15 protein-coding genes are annotated in these 17,955 nt (G+C 64.6%); 10 read left to right on the top strand and 5 right to left on the bottom strand.

Features of this window, described 5'->3' with window-relative positions; all coding sequences use genetic code 11:
* Positions 1-69 precede the first annotated feature (69 nt).
* From Y900_RS14585 to Y900_RS14575, 3 genes are read left to right on the top strand one after another with little or no spacing between them, the layout of a single operon-like run.
* A complete protein-coding gene (locus tag Y900_RS14585; protein ID WP_237752565.1) occupies positions 70-585 on the top strand; it encodes a MarR family winged helix-turn-helix transcriptional regulator in 516 nt (171 codons plus the stop codon).
* Between the two features lie 14 nt (positions 586-599).
* Complete coding sequence (locus tag Y900_RS14580; RefSeq protein WP_036342785.1) at positions 600-1,040, top strand: MmpS family transport accessory protein; 441 nt, start codon at positions 600-602, stop codon at positions 1,038-1,040.
* Positions 1,037-3,940 (top strand): MMPL/RND family transporter, encoded by a 2,904-nt coding sequence (locus Y900_RS14575; RefSeq protein WP_036342783.1) that lies wholly within the window; start codon positions 1,037-1,039, stop codon positions 3,938-3,940. Before Y900_RS14580 ends, Y900_RS14575 begins: the two co-directional genes overlap by 4 nt.
* 76 nt (positions 3,941-4,016) lie before the next feature.
* Here Y900_RS14575 and Y900_RS14570 read toward each other — a convergent pair whose 3' ends face one another.
* Complete coding sequence (locus Y900_RS14570; protein WP_036342782.1) at positions 4,017-4,778, bottom strand: isocitrate lyase/PEP mutase family protein; 762 nt, start codon at positions 4,776-4,778, stop codon at positions 4,017-4,019.
* Between the two features lie 153 nt (positions 4,779-4,931).
* Here Y900_RS14570 and Y900_RS14565 point away from each other — a divergent pair, with 153 nt between their 5' ends.
* The 5 genes from Y900_RS14565 (at position 4,932) to Y900_RS32750 (ending at position 9,129) form a co-directional block, all read left to right on the top strand.
* Positions 4,932-5,228 carry an Rv0250c family protein gene (locus tag Y900_RS14565; protein ID WP_036342780.1) on the top strand — a complete coding sequence of 99 codons (297 nt, stop codon included), beginning with the start codon at positions 4,932-4,934 and terminating at the stop codon, positions 5,226-5,228.
* 68 nt (positions 5,229-5,296) lie between these two features.
* On the top strand, positions 5,297-6,133 hold the full coding sequence (locus Y900_RS14560) for a succinate dehydrogenase subunit SdhC (protein WP_036342779.1): 837 nt from the start codon (positions 5,297-5,299) through the stop codon (positions 6,131-6,133).
* 36 nt (positions 6,134-6,169) lie between these two features.
* Positions 6,170-8,086 (top strand): fumarate reductase/succinate dehydrogenase flavoprotein subunit, encoded by a 1,917-nt coding sequence (locus Y900_RS14555; RefSeq protein WP_036342776.1) that lies wholly within the window; start codon positions 6,170-6,172, stop codon positions 8,084-8,086.
* Positions 8,087-8,088: 2 nt separating this feature from the next.
* Positions 8,089-8,841, top strand: coding sequence for a succinate dehydrogenase/fumarate reductase iron-sulfur subunit (locus Y900_RS14550; protein ID WP_036342774.1), 753 nt, complete (start codon positions 8,089-8,091; stop codon positions 8,839-8,841).
* A gap of 132 nt (positions 8,842-8,973) precedes the next feature.
* Positions 8,974-9,129 (top strand): hypothetical protein, encoded by a 156-nt coding sequence (locus Y900_RS32750; RefSeq protein ID WP_192827515.1) that lies wholly within the window; start codon positions 8,974-8,976, stop codon positions 9,127-9,129.
* Between the two features lie 23 nt (positions 9,130-9,152).
* Here the strand turns inward: Y900_RS32750 and Y900_RS14545 are convergent, their stop codons facing one another.
* Positions 9,153-9,635, bottom strand: a complete 483-nt coding sequence (locus Y900_RS14545) for a flavin reductase family protein (RefSeq protein WP_036342772.1) — start codon at positions 9,633-9,635, stop codon at positions 9,153-9,155.
* 117 nt (positions 9,636-9,752) lie between these two features.
* On the opposite strand from Y900_RS14545, the gene Y900_RS14540 reads away from it, so the two are divergent.
* Positions 9,753-11,462, top strand: a complete 1,710-nt coding sequence (locus Y900_RS14540; protein ID WP_036342770.1) for an AMP-binding protein — start codon at positions 9,753-9,755, stop codon at positions 11,460-11,462.
* Positions 11,463-11,473: 11 nt separating this feature from the next.
* Positions 11,474-12,112, top strand: coding sequence for a GAP family protein (locus Y900_RS14535; protein ID WP_036342769.1), 639 nt, complete (start codon positions 11,474-11,476; stop codon positions 12,110-12,112).
* 19 nt (positions 12,113-12,131) lie between these two features.
* Here the strand turns inward: Y900_RS14535 and pe are convergent, their stop codons facing one another.
* The 3 genes from pe to Y900_RS14520 all read right to left on the bottom strand — a co-directional run bounded on the left by pe (position 12,132) and on the right by Y900_RS14520 (position 17,713).
* The gene (pe, locus tag Y900_RS14530; RefSeq protein ID WP_036346794.1) at positions 12,132-13,250 is read right to left on the bottom strand and encodes an acyltransferase PE; all 1,119 of its coding nucleotides are present in this window, start codon (positions 13,248-13,250) and stop codon (positions 12,132-12,134) included.
* Complete coding sequence (locus Y900_RS14525) at positions 13,247-16,225, bottom strand: MMPL/RND family transporter (protein WP_036342767.1); 2,979 nt, start codon at positions 16,223-16,225, stop codon at positions 13,247-13,249. Before Y900_RS14525 ends, pe begins: the two co-directional genes overlap by 4 nt.
* A gap of 78 nt (positions 16,226-16,303) precedes the next feature.
* Positions 16,304-17,713, bottom strand: coding sequence for a condensation domain-containing protein (locus Y900_RS14520; RefSeq protein ID WP_036342765.1), 1,410 nt, complete (start codon positions 17,711-17,713; stop codon positions 16,304-16,306).
* Between the last annotated feature and the right edge of the window lie 242 nt (positions 17,714-17,955).

Here is a 17,955-nt window from a genome sequence, read left to right as displayed (position 1 = left end):
ATCTTGCCCGGATCGCGGGACGGGCAGGCTCCGATTGCCGCTATATAGCCTTCGTGATATAGATACCCGGTGGCAAAACAGCTGACCGATCTCGAGGTCAGCGATTGCGTTGGCGATGCCCTCGACCAGGCGATGGACTTGACCATCCGATTTCTCAGCGACCGCGCCGATCTCAGCGCCTCTGCCGCGTTCACGATGAACCGGGTGTACCGCGAGGGCCCTGTCCGATTGACCACGCTGGCGAGCAAGGAAGGTGTCAGTCAGCCGTCCATGACCCAATTGGTCCAGCGGCTGGAACGCGCCGGGTTGGTGACCCGGCTGCCCGACCCTGACGACGGCCGGGCCTGCCTGATCGGAATCACCACCGAGGGCCAGGCGTTGCTCGATGATCGCAAGCGTCTACGCCGGAAACGCCTGGCGGCATTGATGACGACTCTGACTGCCGAAGAGCAGTCGGCGCTGTGGCTATCGGCGCGGGTGGCGCTGCCGCTCATCGGCCGGCTCGTCGCGAATGCCGACTGCGGAACAGACGGTGCTTCAGAGCTGGCAAAAGAAGGGCCGGCCGCGCCGCGGCCGGGCAGGTGACGGAAGGTGTTGGGGTGAAGGCTATTCCGGTCGGCCGCGTGCTCAAGCGCATCTGGATACCGTTGATTCTCATAGTGGTGTTGTCCGTTTCGGGCCTCGTCGTCTCGCGACTGCACAAGATGTTCGCGTCCCAGGACCTGAACGCCGGAGCCGGCTCGGGCATCGAGATCGTCCAGTTCAACCCCAAGGTCATGGTCTACGACGTCTACGGCGCCCCCGGAACCAACGCCCAGATCAGTTATTTCGACCCGGAAGCCAAGGTGCACACCATCACCGTCCCGCTGCCGTGGTCGATCACCCTGTCGACAACTTTGCCCGCTGTCAGCGCGAGCCTCATGGCGCGGACCGACGGAGATCAGATTGGATGCCGCGTCACTGTGAACGGAACCGTCCGTGAAGAGCAATCGGCCGATGGCGTCAACGCCCAGACCTACTGCCTGGTGAAGTCGGCATGACCCACACCGTCACCGCGCCCGAACCCGCCAGCCAGCCGAAGCGGCCGGTCGTCCCGCACCTGCTGCGCATCCTCGCGCTGCCGATCATCCTGTTCTGGATCGCGATGGCCGTCCTGGTCAACGTCGTTGCGCCGCAGCTCGAAGTCGTCGGCGAGATGCACTCGGCGCCAATGGCACCCGAAGACGCACCGTCGATGAAGGCGATGAAGTTGATGGGCGCCAACTTCAAAGAGTTCAACTCCAACAGCACGATCATGGTCGTCATCGAGGGCCAGAAGCCCCTCGGTCCGGACGCCCACCAGTACTACGACGAGATCATCCGCAAGCTGGAACAAGACCCCGAGCACATCCAGCACATCCAAGACTTTTGGAGTGACACGCTCACGGCAGCCGGGGCCCAAAGTGCCGACGGCAAAGCGTCTTACGTGATGATCAACCTCGCCGGCGAGCAGGGCCAGACGCTGGCCAACGAAGGCGTTGACGAGGTTCGCAAGGTCATCAAGGAGACCCCGGCACCGCCCGGCGTCCAGGCGTACGTCGCCGGACCGGCAGCGCTCACCGACGACTTGCATGTGATCGGTAACGCCAGCCTCGCGATGATCACCCTGATCACTCTGGCCGCGATCGCGGGCATGCTGCTGATCGTCTACCGATCGATCCGGACCACGCTGATCCAGCTGTTCCTGACGTTCCTGGGATTGTTGACCGCCCGTGGCGTGGTGTCACTTTTGGCTCTGCACGGCGCGTTCGGGCTGACCACCTTCGCCGGCAACATCCTCACGATGCTGGCGATCGCGGCCGCCACCGACTACGGCATCTTCATCTTCGGCCGATATCGCGAAGACCGGGCCTTGGGATTGGACCGCGACGACTCCTACTACGCCACGTTCAAATCCGTCGCGCCCGTCATCGTCGGCTCTGGACTGACGATCGCAGGTGCGACGTACTGCCTGTCGTTCGCGCGCCTGCCCTACTTCACCACCATGGGCGCGCCCGTCGCGATCGGCATGCTGGTGATTGTGGCGATCGCGGTCACCCTCGGTCCGGCCGTGCTCTACCTGGGCAGCCGGGTCGGGCTGTACGAGTCGAAGCGACCCGCCCACAGCAGATTCTGGCGGCGCGTAGGCACCGCGGTGGTCCGCTGGCCCGCACCGATTTTCGTGGCAAGCCTGTTTGTGGTGCTGATCGGCATCGTGGCCATCCCGGGATACAAGCCGGCCTACAACGACCAGCACTACCTCCCTGCAGACGCGCCGGCCAATCAAGGCTTCGCCGCGGCCAATCGACACTTCACCGAAGCCCGGATGAATCCGGACATCCTCATGGTCGAAGCCGACCACGACATGCGCAATTCCGCGGACATGCTGGTGCTGAACAAGATCGCCAGCAATGTGATGCACACCGAGGGCATCGCGATGGTGCAGAGCATCACCCGGCCGCTGGGTATCCCGATCCAGCACAGCTCGATCCCCTTCCAGACGAGCATCCAGGGCCAGACGAGCAACATGAACCTGCCGTTCCAGCGCGATCAGCTGAACAACCAGCTGAAAACGGTTGACTCGATGAACGTCTCGATCGACATCCTGGAGAAGCAATACCAGCTGTCCCTGAAGCAGACGCAGCTCACCCAGGACTCCGCTGCCCGCTCCCAGGATCTGCTGGAGACCACCAAGCAGTTGCGGGACAACATCGCGAATTTCGACGATCAGTTCCGGCCGATGCGCAATTACTTCTACTGGGAACCGCACTGCTACGACATCCCGTTGTGCGCCGCGGCCCGGTCGCTGTTCGACTCCCTCGACGGAATCGACGAGGTGACCGACAAAACCCAAGGCGTGCAGGGCAATACCGATCAGCTGGCCGCGATCGCGCCACAGCTGACCGCGCTGCTCCCCCAGACGATCGCGTCGATGAAGGTCAGCCGGGATCTGGCACTGGCGTCGTACAACTCGCAGAAGGCCCTGCTGGACCAGATGCAGGCGTCCAACGACACCGCCCTGGCGATGGGTGAGAGTTTCGACCAGGCCAAGAACGACGACCTGTTCTTCCTTCCGCCGGAAGCCTTCCAGAATCCCGACTTCGAGCGCGGCCTGAAGATGTTCTTCTCGCCGGATGGCAAGTCGACCCGCATGTTCATCACCCACGAGGGTGACCCCGCGACAGTGGACGGCATCGCCCGCGTCAACTCCGAACGCAAAGCCGCCCAAGAGGCGCTGAAGATGTCGTCGCTGTCGAACGCCAAGATCTATCTCGGTGGCGTGGCGGCGACCTACAAGGACATGTCCGACGGCGCGCGGTACGACCTGCTGATCGCGGTGGTGTCGTCGCTGACGCTGATCTTCATGATCATGCTGATCCTGACCCGCAGTGTGGTCGCCGCACTGGTGATCGTCGGTACGGCAGGCAGCTCGATCGCGGCGTCGTTCGGTATCTCGGTGCTGCTCTGGCAGGACCTGTTCGGGATCCAGGTGCAGTGGCTGGTCATGCTGATGTCCGTCATCATCCTGTTGGCGGTGGGGTCGGACTACAACCTGCTGCTGGTCTCACGGTTCAAGGATGAGATCCATGCCGGTTTGAAGACCGGCATCATCCGGTCGATGGCCGGCACCGGCAGCGTCGTGACGTCGGCCGGTCTGGTGTTCGCCGCCACCATGGCCGGCATGATGTTCAGCAAGCTGGTGGTGCTGGCCCAGATGGGTTCGACCATCGCCATCGGCCTGCTGATCGACACCTTCATCGTGCGGTCACTGCTGATGCCGTCGATCGCGACGATGCTGGGCCGGTGGTTCTGGTGGCCGCAGGTGGTCTACCCCCGAGGCGACTACCACTTCCTGCCACCACAGCCTCGCAAGCGCCCCAGCGACGACGCGGACACAGCGGCGATGCCGGCGCAGGCCTAGGAACCGCGCCGAGCGTGCGGGTTGTCGTCGAGTTTTCGCGGATTCTCGACGGCAACCCCCACGCTCAGTGGAACTGCTAGCGCCAGCGGTCCAGTATTTCGCTGGCCCGCACACTCAGCGCCCGCTGCCAGAACGGCCCGAAGCTGATCCGCCCCACCCCCAGCGGCCCGAACGACGCCGGGTCGTCGGACTCCGGCAGCGCGATCGCATTGATCGGCAGTGGCAGCTCAGTTGCCAAGCGGCGCAACGTCTCCGGTTCATGACGGCCCACCGGGTAGAGCACGTCGGCTCCGGCGGCCGCCGCCTCGGCCAGCCGGGCGATCGCCCGGTCCACCCGGTCGGCGTCGTCGCCGTCATTGCGCAGGAACAGGTCGGTGCGGGCGTTGACCACCACGTGCACCCCGGCACTGTCGGCGGCGGCACGCAGCGCGCCCACCAGTTCGGCATGCTCGGCTGAGGATCGCAGTCGCTTGCCCTCGCTGTGCACGGTGTCCTCGATATTGAGGCCCACCGCGCCGGCGCTCAGCAGACCGTCGACGATGCGCTCGGCCGGCTGCGCGTAGCCGGATTCGATGTCCACCGAGACCGGCACGTCCACCGCCGAGGTGATCTGAGTGACGCGGGCGACGACATCGTCGAAGCTCATACCCTCGCCGTCTGGCTTGCCGACGGAATCGGCCATCGGATGGCTGCCGACGGTCAGCGCCGCGAATCCGGCCGCCACCGCCAGATTCGCCGACCACGCGTCCCACACCGTCGGCAACACCACCGGATTGCCCGGCTGATGCAGAGCCAGGAGTGCGTCGGCATGCTTGGCAAGACTGCTCGTATCGGACACCAGGTCCCCTATCTGTCGGCTTGATCCTGGGCTGTGCACCACGACTGCCGCAACGCCATTTCCGACGTGACCTGTCTCACGTTGAGATCCCAATGTGGCTAGCATCGGGTGTCGTACTGTGATCCATAACACCTTCAGCCCAGGGAGGTCCCCTTGTCCACCACCACAGAATTGGCCGAACTTCACCATCTGATCGGTGGATTGCGGCGCTGCGTGAGCTCCTTGAAGAGCCGTTACGCCGACAGTCCGGCAATGCGCAGAATCGTCAACGACGCCGAGCGCATCCTCAATGACGTGGAACTTCTCGATATCGACGCCAATGAGCTTGCCCTAACCCAGCAAACGGCCGTGTCGTCAACCGAGAAGATCGGAATCCCCGACACCCCTTACGACTCCGCCTTCTGGCGCGACGTCGACGACGAGGGCGTGGGCGGGCACAACCGCCGCTGACCCGAATTTAACCGGGTGCCGTGATCTGGGTACCCTCCGATGAGTTCATGCGAAGGGGATCACAGTAGATGAGCGCACCTGCGGCTAACCGCCCGAAGACCGGCGTCTTCTCACCCGGCCGTGCCCAGATACCGCAACGCACGTTGCGGACCGACAATTGGCTCAAAGCGCCGATCTGGACGGACCTCGGATTCGCCGCTTTCGTCATCTACGCGACGGTGCGCGCGTTCCAGCGGGACCACTTCTTCGTCCCGCAGTACCACTACCTCACGCCGTTCTATTCGCCGTGCCTGAGCAAGGCATGCGGTGAGGCAAGCGACTTCTGGCCGCAGATCCTGCCCACGACCGGGCTACTGTCTCTGCTGCCGTACGCCTTCCTGTCGCTGCCCTTCCTGCTTCTGTTCCGGTTGACCTGCTACTACTACCGCGGCGCCTACTACCGCTCGGTGTGGCAGTCCCCGACTGCCTGCGCCGTGGCCGAGCCGCACGCGAAATACACTGGCGAGACCCGCTTTCCGCTGATCATCCAGAACACCCACCGGTACTTCTTCTACATCGCCGGCATCATCTCGCTGATCAACACCTACGACGCGATCGTGGCGTTCCACTCCGAGACCGGCCCCGGTGGCTTCGGATTCGGCCTGGGCAACATCATTCTCGTCGGCAACGTGGTGATGCTGTGGGTCTACACGCTGTCCTGCCACTCCTGCCGGCACGTCACCGGTGGGCGGCTCAAGCACTTCTCCAAGCATCCGGTCCGGTACTGGATCTGGACCCAGGTCAGCAGGCTGAACACCCGGCACAAGCTGTACGCGTGGATCACGCTCGGCACCCTGATGTTCACCGATTTCTACGTCATGCTGGTGGCCAGCGGCACCATCTCTGACCTGAGATTTGTTGGCTGAGAAGAACTTTCAAACCCATAGCTTGAGCGAGGTCAAATGACGGTGGAAGTCGAACGGCATTCCTACGACGTGGTCGTGATCGGTGCCGGCGGCGCAGGCCTACGAGCGGTGATCGAGGCCCGGGAACGTGGTCTCAAGGTTGCCGTGGTGACGAAGTCACTGTTCGGCAAGGCACACACCGTCATGGCCGAGGGTGGTTGCGCGGCGGCGATGCGCAATGTCAACACCAAGGACAGCTGGCAGGTGCACTTCGGTGACACCATGCGCGGCGGCAAGTTCTTGAACAACTGGCGGATGGCCGAGCTGCACGCCCAGGAAGCCCCGGACCGGGTCTGGGAGCTGGAGACCTACGGCGCGCTGTTCGATCGCACCAAAGACGGAAAGATCAGCCAGCGCAACTTCGGCGGCCACACCTACCCGCGCCTGGCGCACGTCGGTGACCGCACCGGTCTGGAGATCATCCGGACCCTGCAGCAGAAGATCGTGTCGCTGCAGCAGGACGACAAGAAGGAGCTCGGCGACTACGAGGCCCGGATCAAGGTCTTCCACGAGTGCTCGATCACTGATCTGATCAAGGACGGCGACAAGATCGCCGGCGCCTTCGGCTACTGGCGCGAGACCGGCAAGTTCATCCTGTTCGAGACGCCCGCCGTGGTGCTCGCCACCGGCGGCATCGGTAAGTCGTTCAAGGTGTCGTCGAACTCGTGGGAGTACACCGGCGACGGGCACGCGCTCGCCCTGCGCGCGGGTACCGGCCTGATCAACATGGAGTTCATCCAGTTCCACCCGACCGGGATGGTCTGGCCGCTGTCGGTCAAGGGCATCCTCGTGACCGAGGGTGTCCGCGGTGACGGCGGTGTTCTGAAGAACTCCGAAGGCAAGCGGTTCATGTTCGACTACATCCCCGACGTGTTCAAGGGGCAGTACGCCGAATCCGAGGAAGAAGCCGATCAGTGGCTCAAGGACAACGACTCGGCACGCCGCACGCCTGACCTGCTGCCTCGCGACGAGGTTGCCCGTGCCATCAACGACGAGGTCAAAGCCGGCCGCGGCACCCCGCACGGCGGCGTCTACCTCGACATCGCCTCCCGCATGCCCGCCGAGGAGATCAAGCGCCGACTGCCGTCGATGTACCACCAGTTCATCGAGCTGGCCGAGGTCGACATCACCAAAGACATGATGGAAGTCGGTCCGACCTGTCACTACGTGATGGGTGGTATCGAGGTCGATCCCGACACCGGCGCGGGCGCCACGCCGGGCCTGTTCGCCGCGGGCGAGTGCTCAGGCGGTATGCACGGCTCCAACCGGCTCGGCGGTAACTCGCTGTCGGACCTTCTGGTGTTCGGCCGGCGCGCCGGGCTCGGTGCGTCCGACTACGTGCGGGCGCTCTCGGAGCGTCCCGCGGTGTCGGACGCGGCGGTCGACGAGGCCGCCAAGCTGGCGCTCGCGCCGTTCGAGCCGAAGGACAACCCCGAAAACCCCTACACCCTGCACGCCGAGCTGCAGCAGTCGATGAATGACCTGGCCGGCATCATCCGCAAGGAGGGTGAACTCGAAGAGGCGCTGGCCAAGATCGACGAGCTCAAAGCCCGCTACGCGAACGTCGTCGTCGAGGGCGGCCGCCTCTTCAATCCCGGCTGGCACCTGGCGATCGACATGCGCAACATGCTGCTGGTCAGCGAGTGCGTGGCCAAGGCGGCGCTGGCGCGCACGGAAAGCCGTGGCGGACACACCCGCGACGACTTCCCCAAGATGGATTCGCATTGGCGAAACAAGCTGCTGGTGTGCCGAGTCGCGCCGGGCGAAGCGGACGCGGTCGTGCCCGACGTGACGGTGACGCCCGAACAGCAGCCCGTGATGCGGCCCGATCTGCTGGCCACGTTCGAGTTGAGCGAGCTCGAGAAGTACTACACCGAAGATCAACTGGCCGAGCACCCTGACCGGAAGGGCTGAGAATGGCTGCTTACGACGCAAAACTGCGGGTTTGGCGCGGCGACGAGGACGGCGGCGACCTGCAGGACTACACCGTCGAGGTCAACGACGGCGAAGTGGTCCTCGACATCGTGCACCGGCTGCAGGCCACCCAAGCCGGCGACCTCGCCGTGCGGTGGAACTGCAAAGCCGGCAAGTGCGGTTCGTGTTCCGCCGAGATCAACGGCAGGCCGCGGCTCATGTGCATGACCCGGATGTCGACGTTCGATGAGGACGAGGTCGTCACGATCACTCCGCTGCGAACGTTCCCGGTGATGCGCGACCTGGTCACCGATGTGTCCTTCAACTACGAGAAGGCGCGGGAGATCCCGTCGTTCACTCCCCCGAAGGACCTGCAGCCCGGCGACTACCGGATGCAGCAGGAGGACGTGAACCGCAGCCAAGAGTTCCGCAAGTGCATCGAATGCTTCCTGTGCCAGAACGTGTGCCACGTCAACCGTGACCACGAGGAGAACAAGAAGTCGTTCGCCGGCCCGCGCTACCTGATGCGCCAGGCTGAGTTGTCGATGCATCCGCTGGACACCATCGACCGTCGCGACATGGCCCAGGAAGAGAACGGCCTCGGCTTCTGCAACATCACCAAGTGCTGCACCGAGGTATGCCCCGAGCACATCAAGATCACCGACAACGCGCTGATCCCGATGAAGGAGCGCGTCGCCGACAAGAAGTACGACCCGGTCGTGTGGCTCGGCAACATCTTGTTCCGCAAGAAGTAGCTCCCTCGCGCGAGCAGACGCGAACGCCCCCGACACGCTGAGTGTTCGAGGGCGTTTGCTGGGCCCCCCGCTTGCGGGGACTGCTCACCGGTGAAGATTCTCGTTGGCGCAAGCGTGAGTAGCCTCGAACACATGGGGACAGTCCACAGCATCAACGACATCCGCACCGCGATCCGCGAGCTGTCCGCCCGCGCCGAGCTGGCCCGCAAGCAGGGTCGGACCGCCGATGCGGAGGAACTCGAACAGCGCGTCGCCGACTATCGCGACGAACTCGCCGAGAAGCGCTGACCGAAGGTGAAGATCGGGCTGGGCTAAATGCCCAGTCTGCGAAATGTGCTGCGGTGGAACACAATCGGCGGCACGTCATGAACGGTGATGTCCTGGACCCGCAGTACCACGATGGTGTGGTCGCCGGCCGGCACCAATTGATCGATCGAGCTCTGCATCCACACGCTGGTGCCGTGCACGAACACCGCACCGCTGGAGTGAGAGTGTGTCTCCAACCCGGCGAAGCGGTCGCCGGTCTTGGCCGCCAGGGTACGGGCGGCGGCGTCGTGCGATTCGCCGAGCAGGCTGATGCCCAAGGACGGCAGGTCCTTCAACTTGGGCCAGGTCTCGGAATTGTTCTGCACACAGAACGAGACCAGCGGCGGGTCCAGCGACACCGGCACGAAGGTGCTGGCAGCCAGGCCCACCCGGAGGCCGTCGACTTCCGCGGCGATCGCGATGACACCGGAGGGGAAGTGGCCGAACGCCTCACGCAGCGAGGCGGGGCTCAGCTCTGTGTTGCTCATAACACGGACATCTTCCCACGTCGCGCCCGGACGCGGCCAGAATGAATCCCGCCCAGAGGACAATTGAGACTCCTAGGGGCGGTCACAGCTCACATCATCGTTGAGTAGCCTTGGGCAGTGCCGAACGTCTCCATCCTGTCCGTGCTGCGTGAGCGCGCCAGTACGACGCCAGACGACGTCGCCTTCACCTTCACCGACTACGACCGGGATTGGGACGGCGTCGCCGAAACTCTGACCTGGTCTCAGCTGTACCGCCGCACCCTCAACGTCGCGCAGGAGATCAGCCAGCAGGGCGTCCCGGGCGATCGGGCCCTGATCATCGCGCCGCAGGGCCTGGCCTACATCGTCGCGTTCCTCGGTGCCATGCAGGCCGGCTTCATCGCCGTTCCGCTCTCAGTGCCCGTGCCGGGTTCGCATGACGAACGGGTCAGCGCGGTGGTGACGGACACGTCGCCGACAGTCGTGCTGACCACGTCCGCAGTCTTCGAGGTGGCCGCGCAATACGTGGATGACGGCGCCGCCGTGATCGCCACGATCGCGGTGGACACCCTCGATCTCGACGCACCCGGGGTCGGCGCTGCCGACGTGCCCGACGGGCCCGACATCGCCTATTTGCAGTACACGTCGGGATCGACCCGGCTGCCCGCCGGCGTGATGATCTCGCACCGCAATCTGGTGGCGAACTTCGAGCAGTTGATGGCCGAGTACCTGGCGCACCACGGCGGCAAATTCCCACCGGGCGCCGGCCTCGTTTCGTGGCTGCCGTTCTATCACGACATGGGGTTGATGCTCGGGATCGCTGCGCCCATTCTCAGCGGACACCCTGCGGATCTGATGAGCCCGATCGCGTTCCTGAGCCGGCCGGCGCGCTGGCTGCAGATGATGGCCCGTTCCGACACGTCGTGGTCCGGCGCACCGAACTTCGCGTTCGACCTCACCGCACGCCGCGCCACTGATGACGAGCTCGAAGGGCTGGACCTTCGCCGGGTCATCGGCATCATCAACGGAGCCGAACGAATCCATCCCGATACCCTGGTGCGGTTCAATGAGCGCTTGGCGCCCAACGGTTTTCGTCCCGAGATGGTGGCACCGTCCTACGGGCTGGCCGAGGCGACGGTCTACGTCGCCAGCGGCGGAGCGAATCGGGTGCCCGAGGTGGTCGAGTTCGACGCCGACGAACTGACCCAGGGCAACGCGATTCGTAAGCCCGGTGGCACCCAGTTGTTGCGGTACCAGCTGCCGGTGTCGCCGCTGGTGCGGATCGTCGACGCCGATACCTGCGAGACATGCCCGGACGGCACCGTCGGCGAGATCTGGACGCACGGCGAAAACGTCTCGGCCGGATATTGGCGCAAACCCGAGCAGACCGGTTCCGCGTTCGGCGCGACGTTGGCCCGGCCGGCGGACGACGTCCCGACCACCGGTTGGCTGCGGACGGGCGATCAGGGCTTCGTCTCCGAGGGTGACCTGTTCATCGTGGGACGAATCAAAGACATGCTGATCGTGCGCGGCCGCAACCACTATTCCGACGACATCGAGGCCACGGTGCAGAAGATCACCCGCGGCCGGGTCGCGGCGATCGCGGTGTCCGATGAGGAGACCGAAAAGCTGGTCACCGTCGTCGAACTCAAGAATCGCGACGATGTCGACCTCGAGGCCGTCAAAAGTGATGTGGTTGCGGCTATTTCGCGGGCCCACGGTCTTCAGGTGGCCGATATCGTCCTGGTGGAGCCCGGATCGATGCCGACCACCACCAGCGGCAAGATTCGACGGGCCGCCTGCGTCGAACAGTATCGCCAGGGACAGTTCGTGCGGTTGGATGCGTAGCTGATCATCCGATGTGGTTCACCCTGCTGGTGATGGCCGTGGCCGTCAGTCTGGAACCGTTTCGCATCGGCATGTCGGTGGTGATGCTGAATCGTCCCCGCCCGCATCTGCAGTTGGCCGCGTTCCTGTGCGGCGGCTTCGTGATGGGTTTGTCGGTCGGCGCGGTGGTGTTGTTCGCGCTGGAATCGCACATACCGGCCTCGGCGCATTTCACCCTCCCTCGGGTGCAGGTCGTGATCGGTGCGCTGGCCCTGGCGGCCGCGGCGATTCTGGCCGTCACCAAGGGCCGCCGCGACCGGACGGTCCCGGCCTGGTTGAGCCGTCTGCTCGACGGTCCGTCGCTGTGGGTGGCCGGAGTCGCCGGTTTGGGGATCGCGCTGCCGTCGGTGGACTACCTCGCGGCACTGGCCGTGATCGGGGCGGGCACCGCGGATCCCGCGGTACGGCTCGGTGCGTTGCTCACGTTCACCGTCATCGCCTTCGCGCTCGTCGAGATTCCGCTGCTGGCCTACCTGGCGGCTCCGCAGCGCACGCATGCGGCGATGACCCGACTACACGGCTGGGTTCGGGCGCGACGACGCCGCGAGGTGGCGGTGCTACTGGCCGTGGTCGGCGTCGTGCTGCTCGCCGCTGGTCTTCTCGGCGTCTGATACCTGTCGGCCGTCTGGGTCAGTGCGCGCTGGGACCGTGGTTCAACACGTACTGCAGCCCCGCCGTCAGCTGCGACAGCGGATCGCTGCCGCCACCGAACGCGGCCTGCGTGGCCGGCGCCGTGACGGCGGCCGGGTCGTAACCGTTCACGGGGTCGACCTCGATCGGCGCGGTCAACGGGTCGTCGTTGCGCGAATACCCGGCATCCACCGAGGGTTTCAGCACCGCATCCAGCTGCCTGAGCGTCCCTTCGTCCACTCCGAGGTACTTGAACGGCAACACCAACGGCAGGTGCTGTTCCGGGATCAAGTACGTCGTCGTCTTCGCGCCCCGGGAGTTGACCGTGGTCCTGATGTTCTGCGGCGGCACCATACTCGGGTTGGTGAACGCGACGGCGGTGTGACCGGTCGCCAGCCCCACGACCGCGTTCGCCAGCGCCATCCAGTTGTCCTGGCGGTCCGGCCAGTCGGCGATGCTGTCGTAGGCCGACACGAAGCGGTACGAGTCGTACTGGCTGTCGACCTGCGGAGGGATCCGGTAGTCCAATGCCGGAACGACACTGCCTACCGGGAAGTTCTGGGCCAGGAAGCCCGCCCCGAAGGCGTGCGGCGAAATCGGATCGCCGTACGTGGCGAAGGACAACTGATCCGGTGGCGGCGCATTCGGATCGGTGGCAAGCCGGTTCTGCACGGCGTTGAGCACCATCGCGCCCTCCGAGAGACCGATCGCGGTACCCGGGCCGCCCGCCTGAACCGCCCGGAGGACGTTGCCCTCACCTTCATCGACCGATTCGCCGATGCTCGGGCCGTCGATACCCAGGCCCGGGAAGTTGGCGTCGAGCTTGCCAATACCGGGGAACAACCGCTCCAGGGTGTGGCCCTGAACCTGGCCGGCGGGGTAGTCCACGATTTGCCGGTCCAGACCCGGGAACCACTGGGCGCCGGTACGGCGGATGTACTCGTCGTAGGGGATGCCGAGCACGTGCGCACCGCCGAGGGCATAACCCCGGCCGGGCGTCCCGATCGGCGTCGGGCCGTCCCCCTGCGACCCGCCCGGTGACGGTTGGTCGGCGGCCGCGATTCCGCCCGTGGCGCACACCGTGATCAGCGTTGTCGCCGCAGCGAGTAGCTTCTTCATGCCTTGACGCTCCCCTGCGAGCTCGATCGTGACGGCCACCAATTCGCTTTTCCGACCAGCGTAGCCATGGCGGGTACGGTCACGGTCCGGACCAGGAATGTGTCCAGCAGGATTCCGGCGCCGATGACGAACCCGCCCTGAACCACGGTACCGATGCTGGAGAACAACAGACCCCACATCGACGCCGCGAAGATCAATCCGGCCGCGGTGATCACGCCACCGGTCGACGACAAGGTCCGGATCACCCCATAGCGCGTGCTGTCCGCGGACTCATCCCGCAGCCGCGACGCGAACAACAGGTTGTAGTCGGCGCCAACGGCCACCAACACGACGAAGGCCAGCGGCGGCACCGTCCAGTGCAACTGCTGATGGAACAGGTACTGGAAGACCAGTACTCCGATACCGAGCGCCGCGAAGTACGAAAGCACCACCGAACCAACCAGATACAGCGGCGCTATCACCGCACGCAGCAACAACATCAACGTCAGCAGCACCACGAGCATCGTGATCGCAATGATGAAGCGGATGTCCTTCTGGTAGTAATCGCGGGTGTCGCGAAGCGCGGCGGGATACCCGCCCATCGAGATAGTGGCATCCGCCAGATACGTGTTCGGCTGCGCGCTGCGGGCGGCGTCCCTGATGGCGTTGACCTGATCCATCGCCGCGGCGCTGAACGGGTCGAGCTTGGTCAGCACCAGATACCGAACCGAGTGCCCGTCCGGTGAGATGAACATCTTCGACGCCATCTTGAAATCGGGCAGCTCGAGGACCTCCGGCGGAATGTTGAACCCCGCCATCGCCGGCGATGCGGCGTTCTGCTTCATCGAGAGCAAGAACGCGGCCGCCTGATCGAGTCCGGTCCGCATGAGCTTGATCTGGTCGACGACCTGGTCCACGCCGTTGGCCACTTCCCGACTTCCGCTGGCGGCGCGATCAGCGCCCTGCCGGAGCTTCGTCGTACCCGCCTGCGCGCCGCCGGGCGAGTCGAGCCCCATCTGGTGCATCAGCTTCGTCAGCCGGCCGAACGCGTCATTGAGCTGGTTGAGCGTCGCGTTGAGGGACTGCTTGTCCTGCATCGACTGCAATTGCGTTGCCAGCGAATTGATCTCGTCGAGGGTGCCGTCGTTGCGCGCGTCGACCAAAGCCTGGAAGTGCCCACGGGTCTCGGCGCAGGACGGATCCAGGTCGCACACCGCATTGCCGTGCAGCGCGACCAGCACCGGGCCCACCCAGGCGAACATGTCCCTGGCCGCCGTGAAGCTCACCCCCATCGAATTGCCGAGCCGGTTGACCGCGTTGACGAGCTTGGTCGCGACCTCGACGTTCTTGACCAGCTTGTCGCCGCCGTATTGCCCCTTGATGGAGCCGAACGCGTCGACCACGCTCTGCACGCTGCTGGTGATCTGACCGACCTGACCCCGCACGTCGCCGAGATTGTTCGCCAAAGTGTCAGCGCCGCCGGCCAGCCGGTTCAGGCTGCCCATGTTGTCGGCGATCATCGCCGAACCGGTGCCCAGCCGGTCGCCGACCAGGCCCGCCTGATAGGTGGCGCGGAACTCCTGCGGCACCTCACCCAGAGGCCGGGTGATACCGCTGACCATCGCGATGTTCGGCACCTGACTGATGCGCTCCGCCATCTGCTCGAGGTCGGCGAGCGCCCGCGGGTTACGCAGATCGCGCGGTGAGCGGACCAGCACGTAGGACGGAATGGACTGGTTGAGATCGAAATGCCGCTCCAGAGCTGTGTAACCCACCGAACTCGGCGCTCCCGGTGCGACGGCCTTGCGGTCGTCGTAGTTGTAGTGCGCCAGCCCCACACAACTGGCCAACAGGATCAGGATCAACACGCTGGCCACCAGATGTGCCCGCGGTCTGCGCACAATGCGGATGCCGGACCGCCGCCACCACCGTGCGGTCAGCTCGCGGCGCGGCGTGATCCAACCGCGAGGGCCGGCCAACGCAATGATGGCCGGCAACAACGTGATCGCGGCGAGGAAGGACACCCCGACACCGACCGCCGATGACACGCCGACGGTCGAGAACACCCCCATCTTCGCGAAGCTGATGCCCAGGAACGTGATTCCGATGGTGGCCGCGGATGCCGTGATCACCTTGCCCACCGAGTTCAGCGCCAGCCGCACCGCCGCGTCGGAGTCCTCGCCGCGGCGCATGTAGTCGTGGTAGCGGCTGATCAGGAAGACCGCGTAATCCGTTCCCGCGCCGGCGATGATGGCGCTCAACAGGATGATCGCCTGGTTGGACACGCCCAGACCGGTGGTGTGCGACAAACCTGCGACCACGGATTGCGCGATCACCAGCGAAATTCCGATGCCGATCAACGGCAGCAGCATGGTGATCGGATTGCGATACACGATCAACAACACCAGCAGCACCAGCACACCGATCGCGATCTCGATCGGTAGGCGGTCTCGTTCGCCGGCCACAGTCAGGTCGGCGACGGTGGCCGCGGGTCCGGTCAGGTGCACCTCCAGCGGGCTGCCCGCGGTGCTCTGTTTGACGATGTTGGCCACCCGGTTGTAGGCCTCATAGGACTGCGGGGTCCCCAACGCGCCCGCAAGTCCGACCGGCACCACCCAGGACTTGTTGTCCTTACTCGTCAAAAACGAACGCAGAGCTGGTGTTCCGACGAAATCCTGCAACATCACGACGTCGTGCTGATCATCGTGCAATGCGGTGACCAGCTTGCGGTAGGTGGCTTCGTGAGCGGGGGCCAAACCCCGCTCATCGGTCAGCACCACCAGGAGCAGATCGTCACCGCCGGGTTCGGAGAACGCCTCGGTCATCTGCCGCGCCGCCACGCTGGACGGCGCATCGCCCGGCAACATCGACAACGGATGTTTCTGCGCCATCTCGGTCAGGCTCGGGAAGCTCAGCGGCAGCGCGACCGCCAGGGCAACCCAGACGCCGATCACAGCCCAGGGCCACCGCACCACGAAATCGGTCAGCCGTCGCACAATTTCCTCACACTGCGCGAGACCCTCAGGCCGCGCGCCCCTTCACTGCATCGAACTTCACTGAAACCAACAAGCACATCACCACTGCCCGCTGTCGGCGATGCGTCCACACACGGACTTCATCGCCGCGATGTAGCGGGCGACCGATTTCTGGGCGGTTGGATTGTCCGGAAACATCACCGCCATCGCGGTGCCGGCCTCATACCGGAATATATAGATTGTCAGCTGGTAGCTGAAGCGGCCGTCGGAGTAGATCCCGATGTTGTTCGAATAGCCCATGTCAGCGGCCGCGAGCACAGCGTTGAGCGGTGCGGCGCCGCCATGCAGGAAGTTCGAGACCGGGAAGTTCGGGTGCGGCTTCTCCAGCCATGGGGCCAGCTCGAGCACCCGGTAATACGGCACCCGGGCCAGGCTCAGGCCGGAATCGAACGACGTCTGCGCCGCCCAGGCGGCCTCGCCGAACGTCGTCGCGGCGATCGGCACGGTGATCGGCACCAGGCCGGTGAACCAGCCCTGAGTGGTGAAGTTGTCCGAGGTTCGGCGAGTGTCCCGAGGCGTGAGTCCGTAATACGTTGTCGCACCCGTCAATTCATGTTCCACCATGGCGGTGCAGGCATACAGACCGCCGACGAAGCGAACGCCTGCGGCGGTACAGGCCGCGTCGAATCGCGCGGTTTGATCGGCGTCCAAGATCATCTCGCCGACCATGTCAGCGACCGTCGGCTCCAGCGCGTTCCCCAACGGCAGCGGGAACTCGGGAAGCGTGCCGTTGTTGTTCTCGGCAAACTCGATCCAGGCCCGGACCTCCGGCGAATCGACGGTCAAATCCGCGGTGGCATCGCGCTCCTGGATGCAGAAATCGTCGAAGCTGCCTGCCTCGGGTAGCGCCATCGGCTGTCCGGTCATGGTCAGTGACGTGTACATGCCGTGCGCCTCGAGCATGGTGATCCCGATCAGCGCCGCATCCCCGTGGACGTGGTCGATGCTGGCATAAAAATCGAAGTGATCGTCACTTTGCACGACGCCGAAAGAAAAACATCCCCATTCCATGGGAGTCGGAATGTCGACGATGTGTTTGCGCGCATCCTCGGCTGCCATGACACCGTTGTCGATCGGCTCGAATTCAATATCGGCGGGATCGGTGATCGTGCGCCTGACAATATCGCCGGAGCCGGCGTATTCGAACCAACTCCGATATGTGTCGTGGCGGCGAAGATACGCGTTCAGCGCGTGATTCATGGCGTCGATATCGCACTGACCAGGCACTTCGCAGGTGGCGATGATCTGCCGTGAATAGTCGAGTCCGGCCTTGTCCTGTTCATACACACCGCGAATGTGTTGCCCCTGCATATAGCTGACGGGCACGGAACTGACGGGCGCTTGACGCGCCTTTTCCATGGCGGCTTTTGTCGGGTGCCAGGAAATCACCACACCGGGGCTCGGCGACCAATCATCGATTGTGCCGATGGTTATCTTCCCGATGTGCAAAATTCCCCTCCCGGGTCTACAGCGGCTACGGCCTGGAGACCGGCAACCTGGTGGCCAGACCAAGATAGCGCCTGTCGCTGGGGCGGTTCGCCGTCGACCCGTAAAGCCCCTGGTCACAAGTAGTGACTAAAGGCCCTAAATAAACCGGTAACGCCTGGCCACGCGCCCGTCCACACCGTGGTGAAAGCCGTTCGTTCAGCAACGCCCGTGCAATACTGACCGTCGGGAGATGAGCCGGCCGT

The sequence above is a fragment of the Mycolicibacterium aromaticivorans JS19b1 = JCM 16368 genome, from assembly GCF_000559085.1.
Taxonomy (GTDB): Bacteria; Actinomycetota; Actinomycetes; order Mycobacteriales; family Mycobacteriaceae; genus Mycobacterium; species Mycobacterium aromaticivorans.
This window is presented reverse-complemented; position numbering and strand designations above follow the sequence as displayed.

Bases quoted from the DNA above. Each gene is read 5' to 3' on its own strand.
- Y900_RS14575 (WP_036342783.1), top strand. From the start codon at position 1,037: ATGACCCACACCGTCACCGCGCCCGAACCCGCCAGCCAGCCGAAGCGG.
- Y900_RS14560 (WP_036342779.1), top strand. From the start codon at position 5,297: ATGAGCGCACCTGCGGCTAACCGCCCGAAGACCGGCGTCTTCTCACCC.
- Y900_RS14555 (WP_036342776.1), top strand. From the start codon at position 6,170: ATGACGGTGGAAGTCGAACGGCATTCCTACGACGTGGTCGTGATCGGT.
- Y900_RS14550 (WP_036342774.1), top strand. From the start codon at position 8,089: ATGGCTGCTTACGACGCAAAACTGCGGGTTTGGCGCGGCGACGAGGAC.
- Y900_RS32750 (WP_192827515.1), top strand. From the start codon at position 8,974: ATGGGGACAGTCCACAGCATCAACGACATCCGCACCGCGATCCGCGAG.
- Y900_RS14545 (WP_036342772.1), bottom strand. From the start codon at position 9,635: ATGAGCAACACAGAGCTGAGCCCCGCCTCGCTGCGTGAGGCGTTCGGC.
- Y900_RS14535 (WP_036342769.1), top strand. From the start codon at position 11,474: ATGTGGTTCACCCTGCTGGTGATGGCCGTGGCCGTCAGTCTGGAACCG.
- pe (WP_036346794.1), bottom strand. From the start codon at position 13,250: ATGAAGAAGCTACTCGCTGCGGCGACAACGCTGATCACGGTGTGCGCC.